Origin of the sequence: Sorangium sp. So ce1504 (assembly GCF_051521635.1) — a bacterium.
GTDB lineage: Bacteria > Myxococcota_A > Polyangia > Polyangiales > Polyangiaceae > Sorangium > Sorangium cellulosum_B.
Map to the genome: position 1 here is coordinate 4,540,853 of NZ_CP150365.1, position 21,965 is coordinate 4,562,817.

At 71.8% G+C, this 21,965-nt stretch carries 20 protein-coding genes; 13 read left to right on the plus strand and 7 right to left on the minus strand.

The genetic code is table 11. The annotated features are described in order from the left end of the window. Window positions 1-52: 52 nt before the first annotated feature. Window positions 53-1,072: an AraC family transcriptional regulator gene (locus WMF39_RS17120; protein ID WP_437746560.1), complete on the minus strand. Its 1,020-nt coding sequence runs from the start codon at window positions 1,070-1,072 to the stop codon at window positions 53-55. 123 nt (window positions 1,073-1,195) lie between these two features. Between WMF39_RS17120 and WMF39_RS17125 the strand changes: the two genes are divergently transcribed. After that, window positions 1,196-1,732: a VOC family protein gene (locus tag WMF39_RS17125; protein ID WP_437746561.1), complete on the plus strand. Its 537-nt coding sequence runs from the start codon at window positions 1,196-1,198 to the stop codon at window positions 1,730-1,732. Between the two features lie 97 nt (window positions 1,733-1,829). Here WMF39_RS17125 and WMF39_RS17130 read toward each other — a convergent pair whose 3' ends face one another. After that, window positions 1,830-3,047, minus strand: a complete 1,218-nt coding sequence (locus WMF39_RS17130) for a hypothetical protein (protein WP_437746562.1) — start codon at window positions 3,045-3,047, stop codon at window positions 1,830-1,832. Window positions 3,048-3,295: 248 nt separating this feature from the next. Between WMF39_RS17130 and WMF39_RS17135 the strand changes: the two genes are divergently transcribed. Beyond that, window positions 3,296-4,360, plus strand: a complete 1,065-nt coding sequence (locus WMF39_RS17135; RefSeq protein WP_437746563.1) for an AAA family ATPase — start codon at window positions 3,296-3,298, stop codon at window positions 4,358-4,360. Further along, window positions 4,357-5,244, plus strand: a complete 888-nt coding sequence (locus tag WMF39_RS17140; protein WP_437746564.1) for a hypothetical protein — start codon at window positions 4,357-4,359, stop codon at window positions 5,242-5,244. The genes WMF39_RS17135 and WMF39_RS17140 overlap by 4 nt, the downstream gene beginning before the upstream one ends. Before the next feature lie 73 nt (window positions 5,245-5,317). Here the strand turns inward: WMF39_RS17140 and WMF39_RS17145 are convergent, their stop codons facing one another. Continuing rightward, entirely contained in the window at window positions 5,318-5,923 is a 606-nt protein-coding gene (locus WMF39_RS17145) for a polysaccharide biosynthesis/export family protein (protein ID WP_437746565.1), read from the minus strand. A gap of 260 nt (window positions 5,924-6,183) precedes the next feature. Here WMF39_RS17145 and WMF39_RS17150 point away from each other — a divergent pair, with 260 nt between their 5' ends. The 4 genes from WMF39_RS17150 (at window position 6,184) to WMF39_RS17165 (ending at window position 10,841) form a co-directional block, all read left to right on the plus strand. Continuing rightward, window positions 6,184-7,713 (plus strand): O-antigen ligase family protein, encoded by a 1,530-nt coding sequence (locus WMF39_RS17150; protein ID WP_437746566.1) that lies wholly within the window; start codon window positions 6,184-6,186, stop codon window positions 7,711-7,713. 97 nt (window positions 7,714-7,810) lie between these two features. Continuing rightward, window positions 7,811-8,782 (plus strand): Uma2 family endonuclease, encoded by a 972-nt coding sequence (locus WMF39_RS17155; RefSeq protein WP_437746567.1) that lies wholly within the window; start codon window positions 7,811-7,813, stop codon window positions 8,780-8,782. A 256-nt stretch (window positions 8,783-9,038) separates the two neighbouring features. Beyond that, a complete protein-coding gene (locus WMF39_RS17160) occupies window positions 9,039-10,172 on the plus strand; it encodes a UTP--glucose-1-phosphate uridylyltransferase (RefSeq protein ID WP_437746568.1) in 1,134 nt (377 codons plus the stop codon). Window positions 10,173-10,310: 138 nt separating this feature from the next. Continuing rightward, window positions 10,311-10,841 carry a GNAT family N-acetyltransferase gene (locus WMF39_RS17165; protein WP_437746569.1) on the plus strand — a complete coding sequence of 177 codons (531 nt, stop codon included), beginning with the start codon at window positions 10,311-10,313 and terminating at the stop codon, window positions 10,839-10,841. Window positions 10,842-10,858: 17 nt separating this feature from the next. On the opposite strand, the gene WMF39_RS17170 is transcribed toward WMF39_RS17165, so the two are convergent. Continuing rightward, window positions 10,859-11,401: a PadR family transcriptional regulator gene (locus WMF39_RS17170; protein WP_231864867.1), complete on the minus strand. Its 543-nt coding sequence runs from the start codon at window positions 11,399-11,401 to the stop codon at window positions 10,859-10,861. A gap of 486 nt (window positions 11,402-11,887) precedes the next feature. On the opposite strand from WMF39_RS17170, the gene WMF39_RS17175 reads away from it, so the two are divergent. The 3 genes from WMF39_RS17175 (at window position 11,888) to WMF39_RS17185 (ending at window position 16,439) form a co-directional block, all read left to right on the plus strand. Beyond that, the gene (locus tag WMF39_RS17175; protein ID WP_437746570.1) at window positions 11,888-12,670 is read left to right on the plus strand and encodes a class I SAM-dependent methyltransferase; all 783 of its coding nucleotides are present in this window, start codon (window positions 11,888-11,890) and stop codon (window positions 12,668-12,670) included. A gap of 167 nt (window positions 12,671-12,837) precedes the next feature. Then, the gene (gene rpsD / locus WMF39_RS17180) at window positions 12,838-13,449 is read left to right on the plus strand and encodes a 30S ribosomal protein S4 (protein WP_437746571.1); all 612 of its coding nucleotides are present in this window, start codon (window positions 12,838-12,840) and stop codon (window positions 13,447-13,449) included. 305 nt (window positions 13,450-13,754) lie between these two features. Beyond that, on the plus strand, window positions 13,755-16,439 hold the full coding sequence (locus tag WMF39_RS17185; RefSeq protein ID WP_437746572.1) for a hypothetical protein: 2,685 nt from the start codon (window positions 13,755-13,757) through the stop codon (window positions 16,437-16,439). 132 nt (window positions 16,440-16,571) lie between these two features. Here WMF39_RS17185 and WMF39_RS17190 read toward each other — a convergent pair whose 3' ends face one another. Together WMF39_RS17190 and WMF39_RS17195 are read right to left on the minus strand one after the other, a co-directional pair. Further along, window positions 16,572-17,000 carry a VOC family protein gene (locus tag WMF39_RS17190; protein WP_437746573.1) on the minus strand — a complete coding sequence of 143 codons (429 nt, stop codon included), beginning with the start codon at window positions 16,998-17,000 and terminating at the stop codon, window positions 16,572-16,574. A 104-nt stretch (window positions 17,001-17,104) separates the two neighbouring features. Then, window positions 17,105-18,490 (minus strand): aldehyde dehydrogenase family protein, encoded by a 1,386-nt coding sequence (locus tag WMF39_RS17195; protein WP_437746574.1) that lies wholly within the window; start codon window positions 18,488-18,490, stop codon window positions 17,105-17,107. A 57-nt stretch (window positions 18,491-18,547) separates the two neighbouring features. Between WMF39_RS17195 and WMF39_RS17200 the strand changes: the two genes are divergently transcribed. Then, on the plus strand, window positions 18,548-19,339 hold the full coding sequence (locus WMF39_RS17200) for a Stp1/IreP family PP2C-type Ser/Thr phosphatase (RefSeq protein WP_437746575.1): 792 nt from the start codon (window positions 18,548-18,550) through the stop codon (window positions 19,337-19,339). A gap of 107 nt (window positions 19,340-19,446) precedes the next feature. Continuing rightward, window positions 19,447-19,704 (plus strand): hypothetical protein, encoded by a 258-nt coding sequence (locus WMF39_RS17205; RefSeq protein ID WP_437746576.1) that lies wholly within the window; start codon window positions 19,447-19,449, stop codon window positions 19,702-19,704. 49 nt (window positions 19,705-19,753) lie between these two features. On the opposite strand, the gene WMF39_RS17210 is transcribed toward WMF39_RS17205, so the two are convergent. Then, a complete protein-coding gene (locus tag WMF39_RS17210; RefSeq protein WP_437746577.1) occupies window positions 19,754-20,830 on the minus strand; it encodes a glycosyltransferase family protein in 1,077 nt (358 codons plus the stop codon). A 69-nt stretch (window positions 20,831-20,899) separates the two neighbouring features. Here WMF39_RS17210 and WMF39_RS17215 point away from each other — a divergent pair, with 69 nt between their 5' ends. Beyond that, on the plus strand, window positions 20,900-21,949 hold the full coding sequence (locus tag WMF39_RS17215; protein WP_437746578.1) for a hypothetical protein: 1,050 nt from the start codon (window positions 20,900-20,902) through the stop codon (window positions 21,947-21,949). Window positions 21,950-21,965: the final 16 nt, after the last annotated feature.

The following is a 21,965-nucleotide window of genomic DNA, read 5'->3' on the forward strand; positions in this document are numbered from 1 at the left end:
GCCGGCGAGGAGATCCGACCGGTGTCTCTGGCGGGATTTCTGACCCACGGAGCTACCGGACGCGGGCGCGCCGGTACTCTCCCGGCGTCGTGCCCGTCCAGCGACGGAAGCTGCGGTAGAAATGGCGCGGCTCGCCATAGCCGAGCAGGAACGCGATCTCCTGGAGCGCGAGGTCAGGCCGCCGGACGAGATCGAGCGCCTTCTCCCGCCGGGCCTCGTCGAGCTGCGCCGTGAACGACGTGCCGATGTCCTTGAGCGCGCGCTGGAGCGACCGCGTGCTCATGCCCAGAGAGCGCGCGATCCCCTCCTGGTCCACGTCGCCGCGGTCGAGCCGCTCGTCGATGCGGGCGCGCACGCGCGCGTCGAGCGCGGCGGCGCTGGCGGGCGCCGCGCGCGCAGCGAGCAGCTGCTCGGCCTGGCGAACGAGGTAATCGCGGACCGACGGGTCCGCGCCGACCACGGGCGCGTCGAGCACACGCGCCTCGTAGACGAGGCCCATCGCGCCCGCCTCGAAGCGGGCGGGGGCCCCGATCGCCTCCTCGTAGAGCGACGGCGGGTGCCGGCGAGGATGGCGGAACAGCGCCTCGATCGGCCGCGCCGAGCCGCCGAGGTAGAGCGCGATGAAGCGCGCGAGCGTCGCGATCATCATCTCGATCGGCTCGGCCATGGCGACGACGCGCGGCTCGTGCTCGAGCGCGAGGCGGGCGACCCCGCCGTGCTCCTCGACGGTGATACGGAGGTACGGGTCCATCAGCCGGCAGAAGCGGCCATAGACGGCGACGCCCTGCCGCACGGTCTCGCTGTGGCGAAGGACGTGCCCCACGATGCCGACGACCGACACCGGGATGCAGCGCGCATAACGCAGCCCGAGCGGCTCGCCGGGGAGGCGCTGGAGAAGGAGCTCCCACAGCGAGAAGAGCGATGCATACGGCACGAGCTCGTCGGGCGCGGCGAGGACCTCGGGCGCGACGCCGGCAGCCCGGAGGAGATCCTCCTGCGGGACTCCGCACGACGAGGCGAAGGCGATGAGCCCGGCGGGCATGGATGCGAACACGAGATCGCCGTCGGACATGGCGTGCGCCGAGGATAGCGCAGCCGCCCGGGGGCTCAGCGCCGATCCCGCCGCGCTCGAAATCCAGCTTGAACGAGCGCTCCGGCTCGTGGCATCCTCGACGTGCACGCAAAGGGGGGGACGATGGCGGTGCATCACGTCGCGCTGGCGACCAGCGATCTGGTCGCCACACACCGGTTTTATACCCGGGCCATGGGGTTCCGTCTCGTGAAGGTCATCGCGGTGCCTTACGAGGGCAGCCGCGACGGGGGCTGGGCGAGGCACGCTCTGTATCGGACCAGCGAGCCCGATGGTCCGCTGCTGGCATTCTGGGATCTGCACGAAGAGACGGTGCGGGGGCGCTTCAGGACCGATCTCTCGACAGGGCTCGGGCTGCCGGTGTGGATGAACCACCTGGCTTTCAGCGCCCCGACGGGCGAGTTCTACGGCCGGATGCTCGCGCGGTGGCTCTCGCACGGCCTCGAGGTGACCGAGCGAGATCGCGAGTTCTCCCGCTCGATCTGCACGATCGATCCCAACGGCATCATGGTCGAGTTCTGCCAGACCCTCCGGCCCTTCTCGGCCGAGGAGGTGGCCGACGCGGAGCGCTCGCTCTTCGATCCCATGCCGCCGCTCGAGCTGCCGCGACCCTCGATCGTCCACCGGTCGCAGGTGGGGTGATGCGCCCGCGCGCGACCGAGGCTCCGATGGGGATTGCGCCCCATCGTCACGGCATGCGCCGCGCGTGGGACGATGAGAGCGCGTGCTGCGGTGTGGCTCAGGGCGTTGCCGGAGGACCTTCCCGGCAGGGCGAGACCCGATCTGCGCCGCCGAAGAACTCTCCGGCGAGCAGCGACCACGCCCGCGCGTTCTCCGGCGGGCCGCACTTGAACGGCGCCTTCGCGAGCCGCTTGCCGCGGAGCGCCGCGCGCTGCTCGCGGTAGTAGCGGATCGCCAGCTCGGCGGCGTACTCCACCACGCCGTTTCCAGGCTGGAACGAGTAATACGTGCCGCCCTTCACGATGGTCTCGTTCGGCGAGTACGGCGTGAGGCAGGTGATCCTCGTCCCGCAGCGCGCGACGATCCCGTCGTAGATCGGCGAGAGCGCGGCCTGGGACCACCCGCCGTGCGCGCCGTCGTTGAGGTGGAATAGCTCGTGGAAGAGCGTCTCCCGCACCTCGTCCGCGGAGCGGTGGAGCGAGCCGGAGAGATTGTACGCGACCGTCCAGCCGGAGGCGTACGCGGAAGGCGTGCGCGCCCGCACGGACCGGAAGTACTTGAGCGCGAGGGCGCGGTGCCGGTAGCGCACGGGCGAGCTGGCCGCGGCCGCGAGATCCGCGACGAAGGCGTCGAAGTCGGCGATCGCCGACACCGTCCACTCGAGGTGGCGGCGCTCGGCGCGCACCGGCAGCTCCGGGACGAGGTGGAGCATGCCGCGGTAACCGCCGTCCATCATGTGCTCCCGCTCCAGCCCGGCGACGCTGCCGTTCTGGTCGAACAGCGCGGTGGCGCTCGCTGCGGCCTGCGGGTCGCCCTGGTAGCGGAGCGCGAGCAGGCAGCGGATGCGCTCGTGCCCCGGGCTTGGCGCGGCCGCCGTCCCGGCGTTCCCGCGCCGGCAGGCGTCGATGGCGTCCCGGTGGGCGGCGGCGTCGCCCGGGAACAGGATCGCCTCGGCTTCGTCGGCCGAGATGGCGGGGGCCGGCTCGGGTGGGGCGGGGGAGGGCGCGGCGTCCTGCGCGCCGTGGGCCTGCGCTGCCCCCGCGGACGCCGCGCTGGCAGGCTCAGGGGTCCCCGGGCCAGAGGGCACGCTGGCCACCGCGAGGGCTGGCGTGCCTGGCGGCGCCGCAGCCTTGCCGGCGGGGCCCGGGGGGCCCGGGGTCGCGGGGGCACACGCCGCGACGATCACCGGCAACGCGAGGGTCAATACGGCGACGAGCGGCGGCGTGGCCTCGGGGCGCATCGTGCCCAGGATGCCAAAATCGCGGCCGCGCATCATCAGCAGACGCCCGGCCGCAGACGCCCCGCCGCCGGTGTGCGGCGGGCGCTGCGGCGGTACGACGTCGAGGCGGGTGGGGGGGGGCCAGTCGCGAAGCTCGACGCCTGCGCGCTGCGGGCGAGCGGCCGCGTGTCCACGTGGACTTCGTCCATTTTTCGGATCGGCCCTTCAGATCGGCGTTCATGATGCGCTCGCTCGATCCATGACCCTTCTGCCGTGGTACTGCCTGAGGTAGAGGGAGGACCGTCATGCGCGTGAGGAGCCTCGAGATCCACGACCTGCGCTGCTTCCGGGGCAAGCACGTCCTCGACTTCACCGATCCGGTCACGGGCGACGCCCGGGATCGCGTCGTCCTCGTCGGGAGCAACGGGTCGGGGAAGACGACGGTGTTCGACGTCATCGAAGCCATGCTCGCCTTCGTCGTCGATCCTGAGAGACCGGCGCCGATCCTCGACGAGGCTGGGTTGGTGGCGCTGACGATCGAGCAACCGCTGAGCGATCTCGTTGAGGGCCAGCAGTACCCGGAGCTGATCGTCTACGGGAATGCATCGTACCTTTCCGAGAGCGACGTTCGTGGTGGCACAGTCTATCTCAAGACGAACGACGTCGGGGTGGCGCGCCGGTGGTCCGAGACCAACTACACCGAAGAGCTACGTCTTCACGCAAAGCAGGTGGAGCTGGGCGGGACCCAACCTCTCGGCGGCCTGATCTACTTCTCCCATGACCGCGAGCTCCGCCCTGTCCGTGGCGGCACCATCGAGCCCCCGCCCGCCGACAGGCGGTGGATCTCCCGGTATTCCCCCACGAGCCAGTGGACTGGCTCCCTCGAGCAGCTCTGGGTCTGGCAGAACTACCTGGACCTCGAACGAAAGAGCCGCGGAGAGGACCCCGGGGAACTGGCGGGATCGGTCGAGCTTCTCCAGGAAGCGCTCGGCCTCGGGCGCAAGGTGTTCGTTCGCGAGGGGAGGGTGCGCGTGACGGCGCCCTGGAACGACCCGTCCGGTAAACCCGCTGAGGTGATGCTCGACCAGCTCCCCTCGGGCGAGCGACAGTGCGTGATGCTCCTCGGCGAGATCGCGCGGCGCAAGCGGCCACAAGGCGTGCTGTTCATCGACGAGCCCGAGATCAGCATGCACCCGACCCTGCAGCGTCAGCTCCTCGCCCAGCTACGGCGCGTCGCGCGCCTCCTCGAGATGCAAGTGTTCCTCGCGACGCACTCACCGGAGATCGTGCGCAGCGTTCCATCGGTGGAGGTGAAGAGCCTCGATTATCCGGAAAGTCGCTTCGACGTGCCCGACGAGGGCGCACCATGAGCGGCTACAAGAGCCTCGACGAGCTCGAAATTGTCCTGCGGAGCGGCGCAGGCATCGCGATCATCTGCGAGGGCGAGGACTACCGAGAGGACGAGTTCTTTTACAAGGAATGGTTCGGCGATCTCGGACGGATGGTCACATTTCACGCCCAGGATGGCTGGAAGTGCGTGCAGGACGCCGTCAAGGAGCTCAGGCGGCGCGGCACGCCGGTGCCCGTGTACGGCATTCTGGACAGGGATTTCACGCCGGACGAGGAGCTCGCGCGCCAGTCGGAGCCGTCGTTCGACGGCACCTGCTACCGGCTCCCTCGTTACGACCTGGAGAGCTACCTGCTCGATCCGGAAGGGTGGCTCAGCGTGCTGCGGAGGGTGTTGTGGCGACGCGAGGGCCGTGTGCCTGACGGATGGGACACGGTGCACGCGGTGGCCGATCGCATCCGCGGCTTCTATCGCGAGGCGCTTCCGATCGGGGCGCACAACTGGACCGTGCGGCGCCTGTCCGATATCCACGAAGCGCAGCCGAGCTTTGTCGGTCGAAACTATCTCACCGCCGTGCAGGCGCTCCCGAAGGTGAACGCCGAGGACGCGCTCGCGACCTGGGCGAGCGCGTTCGGCGCGCAAGACGCCGCGCGCGAGGTGTACCGAGAGCGGCTCGCGTTCCTGCGAACCCGTGAGGACGATCTCGACGAGCTGCGGAAGCACGTCTCCGGGAAGCTCGTGTTCAAGGAGCTTCAATGCACGATTCCCTGCGCGCCGAAGCGGAAGCGGCCGGACCGTATGGATCTGGCCGAGCGCTACCTCGAGCAGTGCCCGGAGCCACCGGCCGAGCTCACCGCGCTCCTTCGCCTCATCCTCTCTCGTGCAGAGCGGGAGCGGTCAGGCTAGCTCCCGCACGCCAGGTTGCTCCCGCGCCCGGCGGACGCTGAGCTCGGTTCGACGGGCGTTCGTCGCGGGCCTTCTACGGCACCACCACCGTATCGTTCGTTTGCAGCGGCAGATCCCCGCGGAGATCGCCTTTCCCGACGACCTCATCGAAGGCGAACGGAATCCTGCGCTCGCCGATCGCGTCGCGCCGGACGATCACGACCTCGTCGGGATCGGCGAAGCGCGTGAATCCGCCCGCGAGGGCGAGCGCCTGGAGCACGGTGATCTGCGCCCTCGGCGTGAACTCGCCAGGACGCGACACCTCGCCCATCACGTAGACCCGGTAGCTGTGGAGCTCTGCCACCTCGACGCTGACGACCGGCTTCTCATGATAGAATTTGGCGGCCTGCGTCGCGATGTCCTCGGCGACGCCCATGACGGTGCGCCCCGACGCCAGGACGTCGCCGACGAGCGGGATCGTGATGAACCCGTCGGGTCGCACCGTGACGCGCTGGCTCAGCGCCTCGTTCTTCCAGGCGCGCACCTCCAGCACGTCGCCGGGGCCGACCGCATAGGCGCTCGTCGCGCGGCGCTCCGCATCGAAATCGACCCGCGGGGCGCGCGCGCCGCAGCCCGGGAGCGCCATGAGGACCGTGAGCGCGGAGCAGAGCAGGGCAATCCGGACACAGCGGGAGCACATGCGGTTTCCAGCCTCCTTGATGCGATGGCGCTCCAGCAAGCGCCGATCCCGCCGCCGCGCTCCGCGCCTGCTCCTCGCGCGCGCACTGGCGCTCTTCCCGCGTGCCGCTCGGGCCCGCGGTGCTAGATCCGTCGCGCGGAAGGGGGGAATGCGCGCCGCGCCTCATCGCGCCCGCGCAGGGCGCCTCTGCGCGGCCGTCACGAGGGCGCGGCGCGGGCCGCCTGTGCGCGGCGCGCGCCACGCGAACGGCGCGCCACACCATGGCAGCGTGGGTCGTGTGCGCGCTGTGCGCGCTCGTCATCATCAAGCCGCAGGAGTTCATCCCCGCGCTCTCGGGGATTCCGCTCGTGCACGCGGCGTTCGGGATCACCCTGCTCTGCGTCGCCCTCGACGTCGTGTGGCGGCGGCTCAAACCGACGCTCGCGCCTCAGGTCGTCTATGCGCTCGCGTTCCTCGCCTGGGCAGCGCTGACCACCGCGCTGAAGCGCCCGGCCGCGCTCGAGGAGCGCGGAATGCAGCTCGCGACCGTCGCGGGCATCTTCGTCGCCGTCGCCGTCGCCGCCGCCTCGCCGCGAGGGCTGCGGGCGCTCGCGATCACGCTCGTCGGCTGCGCCGTCCTCACGACCGTGGTCGCGATCGTGCAGGCGTTCCAGCCCCACGGCTGCATGATCGCGGCTCCCGACGACTGGGAAGGCAAGGGCGAGCTCGAGCCGGATGGGCGCCCCTGCGAGACCAACCTCGACTGCCGCATCGAGGCGCCCGTACCCGATGGCAACTACCGGTGCGAGCGCCCCGGGCCGCTCGGCACGTCGACCATCGATGGCCGCGTCCGCTACCGCGGCTCGCTCGCCGATCCCAACGAGCTCTCGCTGATGGCCGGAATGTCGATCCCGCTCGCGATCGCGCTCGCCGAGCGGCGCACCGGCCCGCGCCGGCCGCGCAGGTCCGTCCGCGGAGGCCCGCCCCTATCGGCCGGCGCGCCGCCCGGCGGCGCTGCGCCAGGGCCCGCGCGGGCCTGCGGGGCGCGCCGCGCGCTGACGCTGCCCGTCCTGCTCACGGATCGGCTGATCTCGCGCGTGGCCGCGACGCTCCGCGCGCTCCCCGTGACGGCCGTCATCGCGGCGATCGGCGCGATGGTCGTCCTGTCGCGCTCGCGCTCGGGCGTCATCGTGTACCTGGCGGTCCTCGGCATCAGCTTCATCCGGCGGAGCGGGACCCTCGGCGTCATCGCCGCCTGCTTCGTCGGGCCGCCCATGCTCCTGCTCGGGGGCCGGAGCGGCGATGAGGCGAGCGAGAGCTCGGGCGAGCGCGTCGAGCTGCTCCGGGAGGCGTTCGAGATGATCCGCCGGACGAAGGGGATCGGCGTCGGCGCGGGGCAGTTCGGCGACGAGTCGTTGCTCGGCTTGACCGCCCACAACTCCTATCTCCTCGCCGCGGCCGAGACGGGCTTGCTCGGGATGTGCCTGTTCGCGCTCGTCCTGTACGCGTCGATCAAGGTGCCGCTGTCGATCTGGCTGGGCGACGTCGATGTCGGCCCCACGGCGAGGCGGTTCGCGCCGGCGATCTTCGTGAGCCTGTGCGGCGCGCTGATCGGCATCTTCTTCCTCTCGTGGGCCTACAAGGACATCCTCTACATGGTGTTCGGCGCCTCCGCCGCGCTCTATGGCGCCGCGCGGGCCGAGGACAGCCGCGTCGTGGTGCGCGTGTCCGGGCGGGAGGTCGCGCTCGTGTGCGGCGGGATGTCCCTGGTGCTCGTGCTGCTCAACGTCCTGCTCCGGTTCCTCGGGTGAGCGCGCCCGCGAGCGCCGGGCGCTCCCGGGCCGGCGGCGGCGCGGCCTGGCAGATCGTCCGACGGGAGCGCCCTGGAATGGTGGTATGCTGGGCGGGATGTCGGCTCCCATCCGCAAGCCCGTCGACCCCGCCGCGGCGCCGATCCCGGCCGAGGCGCCGCGCGCCCCGACGGAGGCCGAGTGGGCCGCGATGTCGCCCGCTCAGCGCCAGCAGGCGATCGCGGCGCTCGTCGACTCCATGTCCCAGGAGGAGATCGACGAGCGCCTGGCCATGGCCGAAGGGGACCCGCACTTCGACGCCAAGGTGGAAGCCCGCGACACGCTCCGCGCCTGGTTCGGCCGGCGAGGGCGGCGCATCTACATCGGCGCCGAGATGAAGGTCCACTATCCGGGCGAGAAGGGCTTCACGCCCGACGTGATCGCGGTGACCGACGTCGATCCCGGCCCGCGCGTCTGCTGGATGGTCAGCGCCGAGGGCAAGGGGATCGACCTCGCGATCGAGGTGCACTACGCCGGCAACTGGCGCAAGGACTTCGTCGACAACGTCGCGCGCTACGCGACCCTCGGGATCCGTGAGTACTTCATCTACGACATCCCGCGCGGACACCTCAAAGCTCATCGGTTACCGCCCACCGGCGAGCGGCGCTACGAGGGCATCCCCTCGCGCGCCGGGCGGTACCGATCGGAGGTCCTCGATCTGGATCTGGCGGTGGAGGCGGGGCGTCTCCGCTTTTACGCGGATACCGCTGAGCTGGTCACCGCCAGCGAGCTGGTGGGCAAGCTGGAGGGGATGATCGAGGCCGCCGAGGCCCGCATCGAGCAGGAGCAGGCGCGGGCGGAGCAGGAGCAGGCGCGGGCGGAACAGGAGCAGGCGCGGGCAGAGCAGGCGGTGGGGCAGCTGTCGGCGGCGATCCTGATGCTGCTGAACGCGCGCGGTGTCCCGGTGAGCGAGGAGGCGCGGGGCCGGATCCTCGGCGAGACGGACGTGGACGTCCTGGGACGCTGGCTCCAGCGCGCGGCGACCGCTGCGGCGGTGGAGGAGCTGTTCCTGGAGTCGACCGGCCGCTGACGGAAGCCGGACCGGGGGCTCCCGGGTCAGCGTGATTTCCTGAAGAGGGGCCATTCTCTGAATGGAAGTGGCGATCTTCAGGCGAGCGACGCGGCATCAGGGAGCCACGTACGACGCATTCAGCGCCATCCGGATCTCGGGTGTGTGCGCAGGCGCGAGATGCCTCTCAAGCAGGCGGCGCGCCCATTCTGCATGGCGTCACCGGTTGCACGATGCCGTTGCCACGCGCATCGCCTCGTGGTCTTTTGAGGATACCGTGTCTTCCCTCACCCAGCAGATCGCCGCGCTCCCTGGCCCTCTCCTCGCTCGCCTCCGGGCTCGCGGGTTCGACCCCGATCGCGTCGCCCGGTGGGCCGCGTCCATCGGCAAGGACCGGGACGCCCGCAACCGCCTCGAGGGCACGGTGGAGCCGCCCGCGCCCGGCGATATCGCCGACGTGCCCGCCGAGGGCACGCCCGAGCACGCCCGCTGTCGCGAGGCCGGCCTGGCCGCGCTGCGCCGGGGCGAGGTCGCCCTCTGCGTCCTCGCCGGCGGGATGGCCACCCGGATGGGCGGCGTGGTCAAGGCGCTCGTCGAGGTGCTGCCGGGTCGGACCTTCCTCGATCTGCGCCTCGCCGAGAGCGATCACCTCCGGCGCACGACAGGGGTCCCGGTCCCGCTGTGGCTGATGACCAGCGAGGCGACGAACGGACCGATCCGCGAGGCGCTCGGCCCGCGCCTCGACGAGCCGGGCGATCTCTGCGCCACGTTCGAGCAGCACGTCTCGCTGCGCCTGACCCCGGAAGGCGGGCTGTTCCTGGACGATGCGGGCGAGCCGAGCGTCTACGCCACCGGCCACGGCGATCTCCCGGACGCCCTCCGCGAGAGCGGCCTCCTCGGCCGCTTCATCGCCCGCGGCGGGAAGATCGTCTGGATCGCCAACCTCGACAACCTCGGCGCGACCGTCGATCCGGTCCTCCTTGGCTGGCACCTCGGCCACGGCGGGCCCCTCTCCGTCGAGGTGGTCGACAAGGGCGGCGACAAGGGCGGCGGGCCGCTGCGGTGGAACGGCCGACCGGTGATGGCAGAGGACTTCCGGCTGCCGGTCGGGTTCGATCCGAAGGTCGTGCCCGTCTTCAACACCAACACTTTCCTGGCGAGCGCCGAGGCGCTCGACGCGCTCGCGCTGGACTGGATCTATGTGGAGGTCGAGAAGAAGGTGGGCGACCGCAAGGCGATCCAGTTCGAGCGCATCCTGAACGAGGTCACCTTCGGCCTGCCGGCCCGGTTCGTTCGCGTCCCGCGCGACGGCCTCGCGGCCCGGTTCCTTCCCGTCAAGGACGTCGAGGAGCTGGAGCGGCGGAGGCCGGCGATCGAGGCGATCGCCCGCGCGCGCGGCTTCCTCGGCTGAGCCGAGGGCACGGGCCGCGTCGCGCGGCGCGCGGCTGACGAGCGAAGGTGCCTGTCGTCGTGAATCGACGCGTGTGACGAGGCGCTGCGCGCCGCCGAGGAGCGCCCGAGCGCGCGCTGGCGGACGGGAGAACTGGATATGGCAGATGCGCAGACTGTCTCTCTGGACGCGGCGACGCCGGCGGATGCCGTGATCCTGTCCAACCTTCTCGAGCTGTACATTCACGATCTCAGCGATGTGTTCCCCGCCGTCGAGCTGGGGCAGGACGGGCGCTTCGGCTACCCCAAGCTCCCTCTCTACTGGTCGGAGCGGGAGCGGCGGTTCGCGTTCCTCATTCGATGCGGCGGGCGCGTCGCGGGGTTTGTCCTGGCGACGCGCGGTTCGCCGGCGGTGGAGGACCCGGACACCCTCGATGTGGCCGAGTTCTTCGTCCTTCGCCGCTATCGCCGCTCTGGCGTGGGCCGCCAGGCGGCGTGCCTCCTATGGAACGGCGTTCCCGGGAAGTGGACCGTGCGCGTCGCCGAGGGGAACCGGGGCGCTCTGGCGTTCTGGCGCGGCGTCGTCGCGGAGTTCACGAGCGGCGCTGTGACGGAGATCGTGCGTCCTGGCCAGCCACACGCCTGGCGGGTGTTCTGCTTCGAGAGCGTGCCTGAGCGCGTCGCGCCCTGATTCCACGGCGGCGAGGATCACGGGCGCCGACCGGCGCGCCCCTCCGGATCTTCGGCGAGCAGCTCCTCGATCTCGGCCGCCGCCTTGTCGAGCACCTTCACGGTGCGCGCGAGCACGGCCGGCGTGATGCGCCCCCGGCGCATCGCGTGGCGCAGCATCTTCATGAGCGAGCCGATGCGCTTCATGACGTCGCCGAAATCCTCGGCGAAGCGCTCCCACGAGGTCTCGACGAAGCGCTCGTAGAACTCGTCGACGTACTCGCGGTTCGCCTTGAGGTCCTCGCGCCCCGCGTCGGTGATCTCGTAGATCTTGCGCCCCTCGGCCTCGATGACGCGCGCGTGGCCGAGCTCCTCGAGCATCTGCAGCGTCGGATAGATGACGCCCGGGCTCGGCCGGTAGGTGTCGCCGCTGCGCTGCTCGATCGCCTGGATGACCTCATAGCCATGGCGAGCTCGCTCGGCGAGCACGTCGAGCACGAGGTAGCGCACGCCGCCGCGATCGGCGCGGAGCGGCGGACCTCCGAACCAGTCGCCCCACCAGCCCGGCGGGCCGCCACCCATGCCGGGCCGACCCCTCCCGAACGGACCCCCCCTCGGCCCTCGCGGGCCTGCGCAGTGATGGTGTTCGTATCCCCAGAACATAGACAAAATCCCTCTCTGGCTCGGCGGTGGACCACCACGGCGGTGAACACTCAGCTGCCACGCGCTCATGCGCAGGCCACCCCGGCTCCACGGCCCGGCTGCCCTAGGGCGGCCGGGTCGATATTCTAAAAGATATATCTAAAAGATAGCTCTCGACTGTCGGCCGTCAAGGGGCGGGGCGGACGACCGCAGGCTTCGCGCGCCGGGCACGGTCGCAGCACGCAGCGACGGGGAGAGGCACCGAGGGCAACCTGGGTGGGGTCGCCGCAGCTCAACCTGGGTGAGGTCGCAACCTGGGTGGGGCCGCAGGCTCAACCTGGGTGGGGCCGCCGCAGCTCAACCTGGGTGAGGTCGCGGCTGTTCGCTGCTTGACACAGGACGCTCGTCCCTGTAACGAAAATGAAAATGATTTTCAGTATCGACGCTGCCCCTTCGTTTGCTCGACGCGAGCTCGCGGGAGTTGCCGCGTGCGCGTACGCCTCCGACGCGTTTCCTGACCTCGGGCTCCACGACGAGGAAGCGCGCCAGCTCGCCCGCGTGCTCGAGGTCGAGCGCGCCGGCTTCACGGAACAGGAGCTCCGCCCCCTCGCGACCCGCACGCGGCTGGTCGACGACGTCGTGGACGACTTCTTCCGCCGTCACCCGGACGGGCTGGCCATCGGGCTCTTCTCCGGGCCGTGCACCCGGTTCTCGCGCGTCGACAACGGGCAGCTCCACTGGATCGACATCGACGTTCCCCGCGTGGTCGCGTGGAAGTCCCGGCGCGCCCCGCGGACGCCGCGGTATGCGCTGGCCACGGCGTCCCCCGGCTGCGATCACTGGATCGATCAGCTCGCCGACACGCAGGACTGGCCCACGTTGATCCTCGGCCTCGGCCTCTTCTCCCATCTCGGCCCCGAGCGGATCGGCGCCTTCTTGACCCAGGTCTCCCTGCGCCTCGCCAAGGACGTCGAGCTCCTGCTCGACGCGAGCCCGTGCCTCCAGCTCCGTCCCACCGCGGCGAGGGGCGCGCGTCACGTCGAGCTCCACCGAGAGGGAGGCGTCGTCGAGACGTTTCCATGGCTGCGCGTCCTGGGCGATAACGACTATCCCGAGCCGCTCGGCGCCCGCATCCGGACCACGAATGGTCTCGCGCGCTTCTTCCGTAAAGCGCAGTTCCCGATCCTCCGCCACCTCCGGCGCGTGTGAGCCCTCGATCGCACGGTCGATAACACCTCCATAACAAGTAACAGCAAGACCCATGCACAAGGACAGAGACGCTCGATGAACATCCAGGACTACGTTGACGCACCGGCGCCCTGCGGCGCCGCGCTCCACCATCGCGACGCGCGCGCGTCCCTGGGGAGGGCCCGGGCATGAGCCGTTACACCGGACCTCGCGTCAAGGTCATGCGCGCGCTCGGGGTCGAGCTCCCCGGGCTGTCGGCCAAGAAGACGGAGCGGAGGCCTTACCCCCCCGGGCAGCACGGACAGGCCCGCAAGAAGCTCAGCGAGTTCGCCCTGCGGCTCCGCGAGAAGCAGAAGGTCAGGCTCAACTACGGCCTCACCGATACGCAGCTGAAGACGCTCATGCTCGAGGCGCGCAGGAGCGATCTCGCCGCCGGGACGAAGCTCATCGAGCTGCTCGAGCGGCGGCTCGACAACGTCATCTTCCGCGCGGGCTTCGCGCGCACCATCCCGGCCGCGCGACAGCTGGTGGCGCACGGGCACGTGCTCATCAACGGAAAGCGCGTCGATATACCGTCCTACCGCGTCACCACCGGAGAGACGGTGAGCGTGAGCGAGAAGCGCCGTGACCACCGGACCGTCGTGGAGGGCCTCGCGAAGACGGACATGGAAGCCCCCACGTGGCTCGCGGTCGACAAGGACGCCCGGCAGGCGCGCGTGGCCGCGCTGCCGGACGAGACGAGCATCCCGTTCCCCATCGCGGTTCAGCTCATCATCGAGTACTACTCGCAGCGGCTGTGACGAGGACCAGGGCTCGCCGCGCTGGCGAGCCCGCCTCCCTCGACGCGGGGCGGTCGCGACGAGCGCCCGCCTTCCTGGGAGCGTCCGCGAAGCGAGCCGCGCTCGCCGGACGCGGAATGTCCATGGCGTTCGTCGGCATCGGCCCTCGCTCACGCGGTCAGCGCGTGTGGTGGCGCCGAGCCGGGTGCGTCCCGGGGTGACGCGCCCGCGAGCACGCGCCTTGCCGCGCGGGGGCGGAGCGCCCCCGCGCGCGCCCTCCGCGCCGCGCGGCGCCGGACGCGCTGCCCACACGGGCGAGGAACACCATGGCCAGCCTGAGCACGGAGAGCACACCCCGGGAGCGCCTGGATCGCGCGATAAGCGTCCTCGGCCGGGTCCGGATGTACTGGCGCGGAGCGGCCGCGATGATGGCCGTCGGACTCGCGATCTCCTTCGCCCTGGCGCTCGCCACGAAGCGGGTGTGGCGGAGCGAGGCCACGATCCTCTACCGCGATACCATCCAGACCGGCCGCGATCTCCAGAGCAGCACCGCGCGTGCGGCGCGCCTCGGGTCGAAGCTCAAGGACGCGCTCACCGCGCGCGGGACGCTCGCGGGCGTCGTCGAGGCGTTCGGGCTCTACCCGGAGAAGACCGCCCGCTCGATGGTCGAGGCCGTCGAGGAGATGAAGAACCACGTCGGCTTCCGCGCGCAGAGCAGCGATACGTACGTCGTCTCGTTCACCCACGACGATCCGCACGTGGCGCAGCAGGTCGCCGCCCGCCTCACGCAGATCCTGCTCGACGACTACCGCCGCGACAGCCTCGGCACGGCGACGATGACCCGCGATTTCCTGCGGAAGGAGCTCGCCGAGGCCAGCTCCAAGGTCGACGCGGCGAGCCGCGCGCTGGCGACGTTCCTCGCCAGGAACCCGCAGTTCCAGTGGGGGCTCAACGACTCTCCGTATGCACCGGCGCCCCAGCCGCTCGGCTCGCCCGGCGCCCCCGCGCCCGCGGCTTTGGCGCGCGCCCTGTCGTCAGCGCAGCCTGTCCGCCCGGTCGACCCTCAGCTCGCGGCGCTCGAGCGCCAGCTCGCCCGCGTCGAGGCGCTGCTCGGGGCCGGGCGATCGCCAGCGGCGGCGCCGGGGCAGCCGCTGCCCCAGAGCGTCGTCGAGGCGCAGCGGGCCCGCTCGGCCGCCGTCGCCGCGGTCGCGGCAGCCGAGGCGGCGCTCGCCGAGAAGCTCACGACCGTGACCCCGATCCACCCGGACGCCGTCGCCGCGAAGCGCCGCGTCGAGGCGGCGAAGAGCCAGCTCACCGCTGCCGAGAGCGCGCTCGGGCTCGTGCGCGCGGGCGTCACCGAGGCGCCGGCCGGCGAGGCGCGCGCGCTCACGCCGTCGCGGCGCGCGGCGCTCGCGGCGGAGCGGACCGCGCTCCTCCGGCAGATCGCGGGCCTGCGCGCGCGCGCCGGAGGTGGCAGGGCGCCGGCGGGGGGCGAGGGGCCGCGCGCGCCGGCGGAGAGCGCGGCCAGGGGCGAGGGGCCGCGCGCGCCGCCGTCGGCGGCCGACGGGGGCGCCGAGGAGCGCGTGATCGAGCTCGAGACCGAGTGGCACCGGCTCCGCCTCGATCTCGAGCGGGCGCGCGAGTACCTGAAGACCGTTCAGGCCAACGAGCGGGCCGCGGACCTGTCCGCGGACGCCGCCGAGAACAAGAGCGAGACCGAGCTCGACGTCCTCGACCAGGCCTACCTGCCGAGCCGCCCTGACCGGGGGCGGGGCCGCGTCTTCTTCGCGGGCGCCGCGGTGACGTTCTTCTTCGCGCTCGGCGTCGCCGGGGCCCGGGTGCTGCTCAACGACACGCTCTACGACGGCGGCGACATCCACGCGCTCGGCGGCCCCGCCCTGCTGGCCGCGATGCCGGAGCTCCCGGCGCGCCCGCCGCTCCGCGAGCGCACGATCGTGCCCGCGTACTACGCAGAGCCGCCCGGCGCGTCGGGGTACGGCACGGAGCCGCCCGGCGGGCCCGGGTACGGCGCGGAGCCACCCGGCGCGGCTGGGCCCGGCCCCGAGCCGCCCGGCGGGCTCGGGCACGGCGCAGAGCCGCCCGGCGCGCCGGCAGAGGCCGCTCCGGCCGGCGCCGCCCCCGAGGACACGCTCCGGGACAGCCTCGATCTCGGCGACTGCGAAGGGGTCGACCGATCGTCCTGGAGCGCGCCCGAGGCGCCGCTCGCCTGCGTGGGCGTGCGCTCGTTCGCGCGCGCCGGCGGCCCCGCGTTCGATGGGCCCGAGGTGGAGATCATCGGCGCGGACCTCGATCCCGAGGGGCACGGCGTGTTCGAGCTGCTCCGGGGGGCGCCCGCGCCCGCGCTCGCGGCGCTCCGGGTCCTCCGGCACCGGCTCGATCAGCGGCGGGCGGGCGAGCCGCTCGCGGTCGCGGTGGTGAGCCCCGGCCGGGCCGAGGGCAAGACGGCGCTCGCGGTCCGCCTCGCGATGACGCTCGCCGAGGCCGAGCGCGCCCGGGTGCTGCTCGTCGACGGCCACCTCGCGTGCCCCCGCGTCGCGGCGACGCTCGGCCTGCGGCTGCCCGCGCACGCGAGCTTCTCGGAGCAGCTCCGGCGGCGGATGGCGGGCGAGATCCGCCCGCTGGGCGTCATCGCCGTCAGCCAGTCGCTCTCGGTGCTGGCGGAGCCGTCGCACGAGGCGAGCTATCCCGCGGCGCTCCACTCGGTCCACTTCGAGGCCGCGATGCGCACGCTGCGGCGCTATCACGATTACGTCGTCATCGACGGCCCTCCGGTCCTTGGCTCGGGCGACGCCAACGTCATCGAGGACGCCTCCGACGGCATCGTCCTCGTCGCGCGCGCCTCGCTGACCCGGGCGTCGTCGCTGACGAGGGCCGCCGAGCAGCTCGGCGATCGCCGCATCCTCGGGGTGGTCCTCAACGACGTCGCGCCGAGGCCCGTCGCCAGGAAGCGGGTCTGTATCGACGGCGAGCCAGCGGAGCAGTCGGTCTGAGGAGAAGCGAGGAGGCGCCGAGAGGGACGCAGGGAAAGAAGCGCGGGAGGAGCAGCGGTGGTGCGCGGGCGCCTATGCCGATTTCGATCGATTCTCTGCCGGTTCTTCAACGCCCTCGCGACATCTTCGCGATCAGAACGTGATCTTTACCGCGTCCGACGACCTGTTCGCCGCGCCGTGGTGGACGACCTCGATGTTGTTCCCATCCGGGTCGAGCACGAACGCCGCGTAGTAGCCGGGGTGGTACGGGCGCTTGCCCGGAGCGCCGTTGTCCTTGCCGCCCGCGGCGACCGCGGCGGCGTGGAACCGATCGACCGTGGCGCGGTCGCTCGCCTGGAAGGCGAGGTGCGTCCGGCCGGTGGTCACGCCGGCCGCGGCCGGCGAGTCCACGCTCGAGATGAAGAGCTCGTCGGCCCAGAAGTAATCGTCGGCCTCGCCTCCGATCGGGATCCCGATCGTTTCGAAGACGGCCCGATAGAACTTCTTGCTTGCCGCTAGGTCGGCCACGACGAGCTGAACATGATCGATGAGGCGCCCGCGATAGATCTCTCGAATTTCCATCACTCCGGGATACCGCACATCGCCCCCGGCGCAAGCCGTCTCATTCGAGCTCATCTGCTCGCGGGCCACACGCGGCGTGGCGCCGGCGCCGCGCGCCCCGGCCTTCAGCCGATCTTGAAATTGATCGACTTCGGCCGCGTCAGGTGCAGGAACCCGAGCGTCGAGAGCGTCGCGCCCTTGCCGCTGTTCTTCGCGCCCGTCCACGGGAGCGCCGGATCCAGGGTGTCACACTGGTTCATGTAGACCGTGCCGACGTCGAGCTCGCGCGCGAGCCGCGCGGCGCGCTCGCGGTCGCGCGTCCAGACCGACGCGGTGAGCCCGAGATCGCTGTCGTTCATCAGCGCGAGCGCCTCCTCGTCGGACGAGACCGGCACGATGGGCAGCACCGGCCCGAACGACTCGATGCGCATCACGTCGAGATCGGGCGCCGTGTCCACGAGGAGCGTCGGCTCGAAGAAGCGGCCGCGGCCGTCGACCTGGGTCGCCCGACCGCCGCAGAGCGCCTTCGCCCCCCGGGAGAGCGCCTGCTTCACCTGCGCCTCCAGGAACGCCGGCGCGTGAGGCTGCGCCATCGGACCCAGGTTCGTCCGCTCGTCGGTCGGATCGCCGAGGACGTAACGCTTCATCAGCTCCAGCGCGGCCTCCACGAACTTCGGATAGAGGTCGCGGTGCACATACGCGCGCTCGACAGCGCAGCAGCTCTGTCCGGCGTTGTAACAGGCGCCGTCGACGATCCCGTCCACCGCCTTCTCCAGGTCCGCGTCGGCCGCGACGTAGGCGCCGTCCTTCCCGCCGAGCTCCAGGCCGGCGTCGACGGCCACCTTCTTCGATGTGGCCGCATAGATCCGGCGTCCGCCTTCGACGGAACCGGTGAAACCGACGAAGTTGACCCGCGGGTCCGATGCGATGCGCTCGGACGTGGCGTGGTCGCAGTGGAAGGCCTGGACGAGGCCGGGCGGCGCGCCGGCCTCCGCGAACGCCGTCGCGAAGTGCTCTCCGCAGAGCGGCGAGCGCGGCGAGTGCTTGAGCAGCACCACATTGCCCGAGAGCACCGCGGGGATGACCACGTTCACGGCGGTGAGGAGCGGATAATTCCAGGCGGGGAGATTGAAGACCACACCGAGCGGAGCGCGCACGATCCGCCGCTCGAGCCCGGGGAGATCCGGCAGGATCACATCGGCGAGCGCGCCCTCGGCGATCGAGATCATGTGCCGGGCTCGCTTGGCCATCCCCGCGACTTCATTGCGGGATTGACGCAGGGGCTTGCCCATCATGCGGGTGATGTCGGCGGCGATCGACGGGGTGTTGGCCTCGATGTGCTCGACCGCGCGCTGGCACAGGGCGGCGCGCTCGGCGATGGATGTGCGCGAGAAGCGCCGCGCGGCGGCGGTCGCGGTGTCGAGGAGCCGGTCGACGGCGGCCTCGTCTGCAAGAGGCCGGCGGACGGCTTCCTCGAGGGTATACGGGTTGTCGATCACGAGGTCGGACATGGCGGGGAGATTAACCCAGTTCCCTGGGGGGCCAAGCGTCGTCTAGACTCGGGGCGAATGCGCGCCACCGCGGCAGGTCTATCCGACGTCGGCAGGGAGCGGGCCCACAACGAGGACCGATACATCCTCCTCCCCGAGTTCAACGTCTACGTCGTCGCGGATGGCATGGGCGGGCACGAGGCCGGCGAGGTCGCGAGCCGGATCGCCGCGAGCGCCATCGCCGGCTACTTCCGCGAGGCGAACGGCAAGCGGCGCAAGGCGTCGACCGGCGACAGGCTGCGCGCCGCCGTGACGTACGCGAACGCGCGCATCTTCGCGCACGCCGACGACTCGCGGTTCTACCGCGGGATGGGGACCACGGTCGTCGCCGCGGCGTTCTCGCCGCGGGAGCGGAAGTTCTACGTCGCCCACGCCGGCGACAGCCGCTGCTACCTCCTCCGCAACGGCGATATCTCGCAGCTGACCCGCGACCACTCGCTCATCGCGGACGCGCTCCTCGAGCGGCCCGACCTCACCGAGCGCGACCTCGCCTACCTGCCCCGCAACGTCATCACGCGGGCGCTCGGCATCGGCCCCAGCGTCGACATCGACCTGCGCGCGGAGCGCGTCGAGGCCGGCGACGTGTTCCTCCTCTGCTCCGACGGCCTCCACGGGCTCGTGGACGATCGCGAGATCGCGCGCATCGTCGAGGACAACGCCGTGCTCGCCGACGCGTGCTGCAAGCTCATCGACTGCGCCAACGAGAACGGTGGCCGCGACAACATCACCGCCGTGCTCATCCGGATCGAGGAGACGGCATCGGCGTCGTGGAGCCAGCGCCAGGGCGTCAAGAGCCGCAGCGTGCGGTAGCATCGGGCTGCGTGCGGAGGGAGCCGGGAGCACGCCGCGTCATCACGTGAGCGGCGCCGCTGCGCCCCTGCCGCCTGCAGGTGGGCTGAAGACAAGGGAGGTCATGCATGCGAACCAGGTGGATCGGGATGGGGCTCTTCGTCGGCGCGCTGCTCGCGTGGGGCTGTGGCGGCGCGGCGCTCGGCGAGGCGTGCGACGAAGAGGGCGCGGAGGGCGAGTGTGAGGACGGCTCGGTCTGCGGCAAGCCCGACGACAGCGCGGCGCTCGAGTGCCTGAAGACGTGCGTCGAGCAGACGGACTGCCCCGCGGACCAGGAGTGCAACGGGATCACCGGCTCGGACCTCAAGGGCTGCAGGCCGAAGTAGGGGAGGGCGCGGCGTGCCGGCCGCGAGCGCGGCGCGCCGGCCGCCGCGCTCAGAGCACGCCGGCGTGCGCGCGATCGAGCAGGCCGTCCATCACCTCGAACAGCTGCCGGTTGCCGTCCTGGGAGTAGCCCGCGAGCTTCTCTTCACAGGCCGGGATGGCCTTCACGAAATCCGCGACGACGGCCGGGTCGTCCAGCGAATCGGCGCCGCGGCCGAACCCCTCGCGCTCGAGGTAGCGGGCGTTGAGCACCTGCTCGAACTGGCGGCCGAGGGGGACGGCGAGCATCGGCTTGCGCAGGTAGACCGCCTCCCCCATCAGCGTGAACCCGCCGCCGGCGATGACGGCGCGGCACGACGCGAGGTCGTCGATGAAGCCCTCCTCGCTGAAGGGGCGGTAGCGGAGGTTGCCCTCGACCTGCTCCTCCGTGATGTTCCGGCGCATCCCGTAGATGCGGCACTCGAGCCCGGTCTTCGCGAGCGTCGCCGACAGCGCGTCGTTCCCCTCGGCGGTCTGGTAGACGAGCAGGTGCTCCCCGGGGCGGCGGTTCGCGGCGATGATCTCGGGGCGGAGGATCGGCGGCACCAGCGTCGTCTCCTGCTTGCGGACCGGCGGGCGGAAGAACGTGGCGATGACGTAATGGTTGCAGAACGGCAGCTTGCTCTTCACGAACGCGCGCGTGAGCTGGAACCCCGCCTCGTGGCCGGCGAGGATCTCCGCGTCGTGGGTGCACCGGTTGATGATCTGCATGTTGTCGACCGAGAGGATCGGCAGCCGGTGGAGCTTGGCGTAGAGGTACGTCCACGACTCGAAGTCGCTGACGGTGAGCTCGGGGCGAAAGTCCTTGATGAGCTCGAAGTACGCGGCGATGTTCTTCGGCGTGCCCGTCGCGCCGGAGAGCACGTTGGACCAGAGCGTCTTGCCGCGCCGGACCCGGTTCTCCTCGTAGATCATGTGGAGCCCGTGGATGCGGTTCACCCCCGCGAAGCGCCTGGACAGGAAGTCGGTCGCCCTGCCCGACGCCATGATCTCGAGCTCGTGTCCCTGCGCGAGCAGGTGTTCGATCACGACGCGCGAGCGCATGGCGTGCCCCATCCCTTCGCCGACGACGCCATAGAGGATCTTCATGACGCGCGAGTGTAGCGGGGGCTTTGGGGCGTTCGGAAGGAAACGGCGGCGCAGCGGCGCGGGCGGCCCGTGCGGCGGCCGAGCGCAGGCGGCGCCGCGGCGCGGGCGGCGGGCGTGACGCCCCGGCGCCGGATCTGGAGCGAGCTCTTGCCGCTCGAGGTGGTGCGGGCGCCCGGGACGCTCGCGCTGCTGCGGCGGTATGCGCTGGAGCTCTCGATCGCGGTGCGGCCGGAGACCGCGGCGGGGCTGCCGGATCTCGTGGCGGCGTGCGCGGACGCGGGGGTGGCGGTCGCGGTGTGGCCGATGATTGCGGACGAGGACGGGCGCTGGGCGAGCGCCGGCAACGCGGCGGCGTTCGGCGCGTTCGTCGCGCGGCTGCTGGACGCGCTCGACGCGCGGCGCCTGGCCGCGGCCGAGGTCGTGTTCGATCTCGAGCCGCCGATCGAGGCGGTGCGGCGGGCGCTCGCAGGGGGGCGCGGCGCGCTCGATCTGCTCGGCGGTGGGCCGCGGGGAGCGCGAGGGAGCCCGCGGTGGAGCGATTCGCAGCGCGCGTACGTGGAGCTGGCGGGCGCGGTGCACGCGCGCGGGGTGGCGACCTCGGCCGCGATCGTGCCGCTCGTCTTGACCGACGGGCCGGCGCGCGGCTGGGAGCGGCTGCTCGGGACGCCCGTGTCCGCGCCGCCGTGGGGGCGCGTCGGCGCGATGCTGTACACGTCGTTGATCGCGGGGTATTCGCGCGGCGCGCTCGGCCGGGAGGACGCGCTCGCGCTGCTCGCCTGGGGGTGCCGCGCCGCCGCCCGGCGGTTCGGTCCGAGGGCGGGCGCCTCGCTGGGCGCCGTGGGCAAAGGCGCGCTCGGCGACGAGCCAGTCTACCGCTCGGTCGCCGAGCTCCGCGAGGACGTGGCCGCCGCGGAGGCGGCCGGCGTCCCGGATCTCTCGCTGTTCGACCTCGGCGGGGTGCTGGCGCGGCCGCCGGCCGAGGCCTGGCTCGAGGCGTTTGTCGCGCCGCCGGCCGAGGTGAGGTTGCCGCGGGAGACGCTGCGGGCGCGCGGCGTGATCGCGGCCGCCGCGCTCGTGGGTCGGGCGGCGGGCTATGCTCGCCGGCTCACCTCGCCGTGACGGCGATCACCCGTGG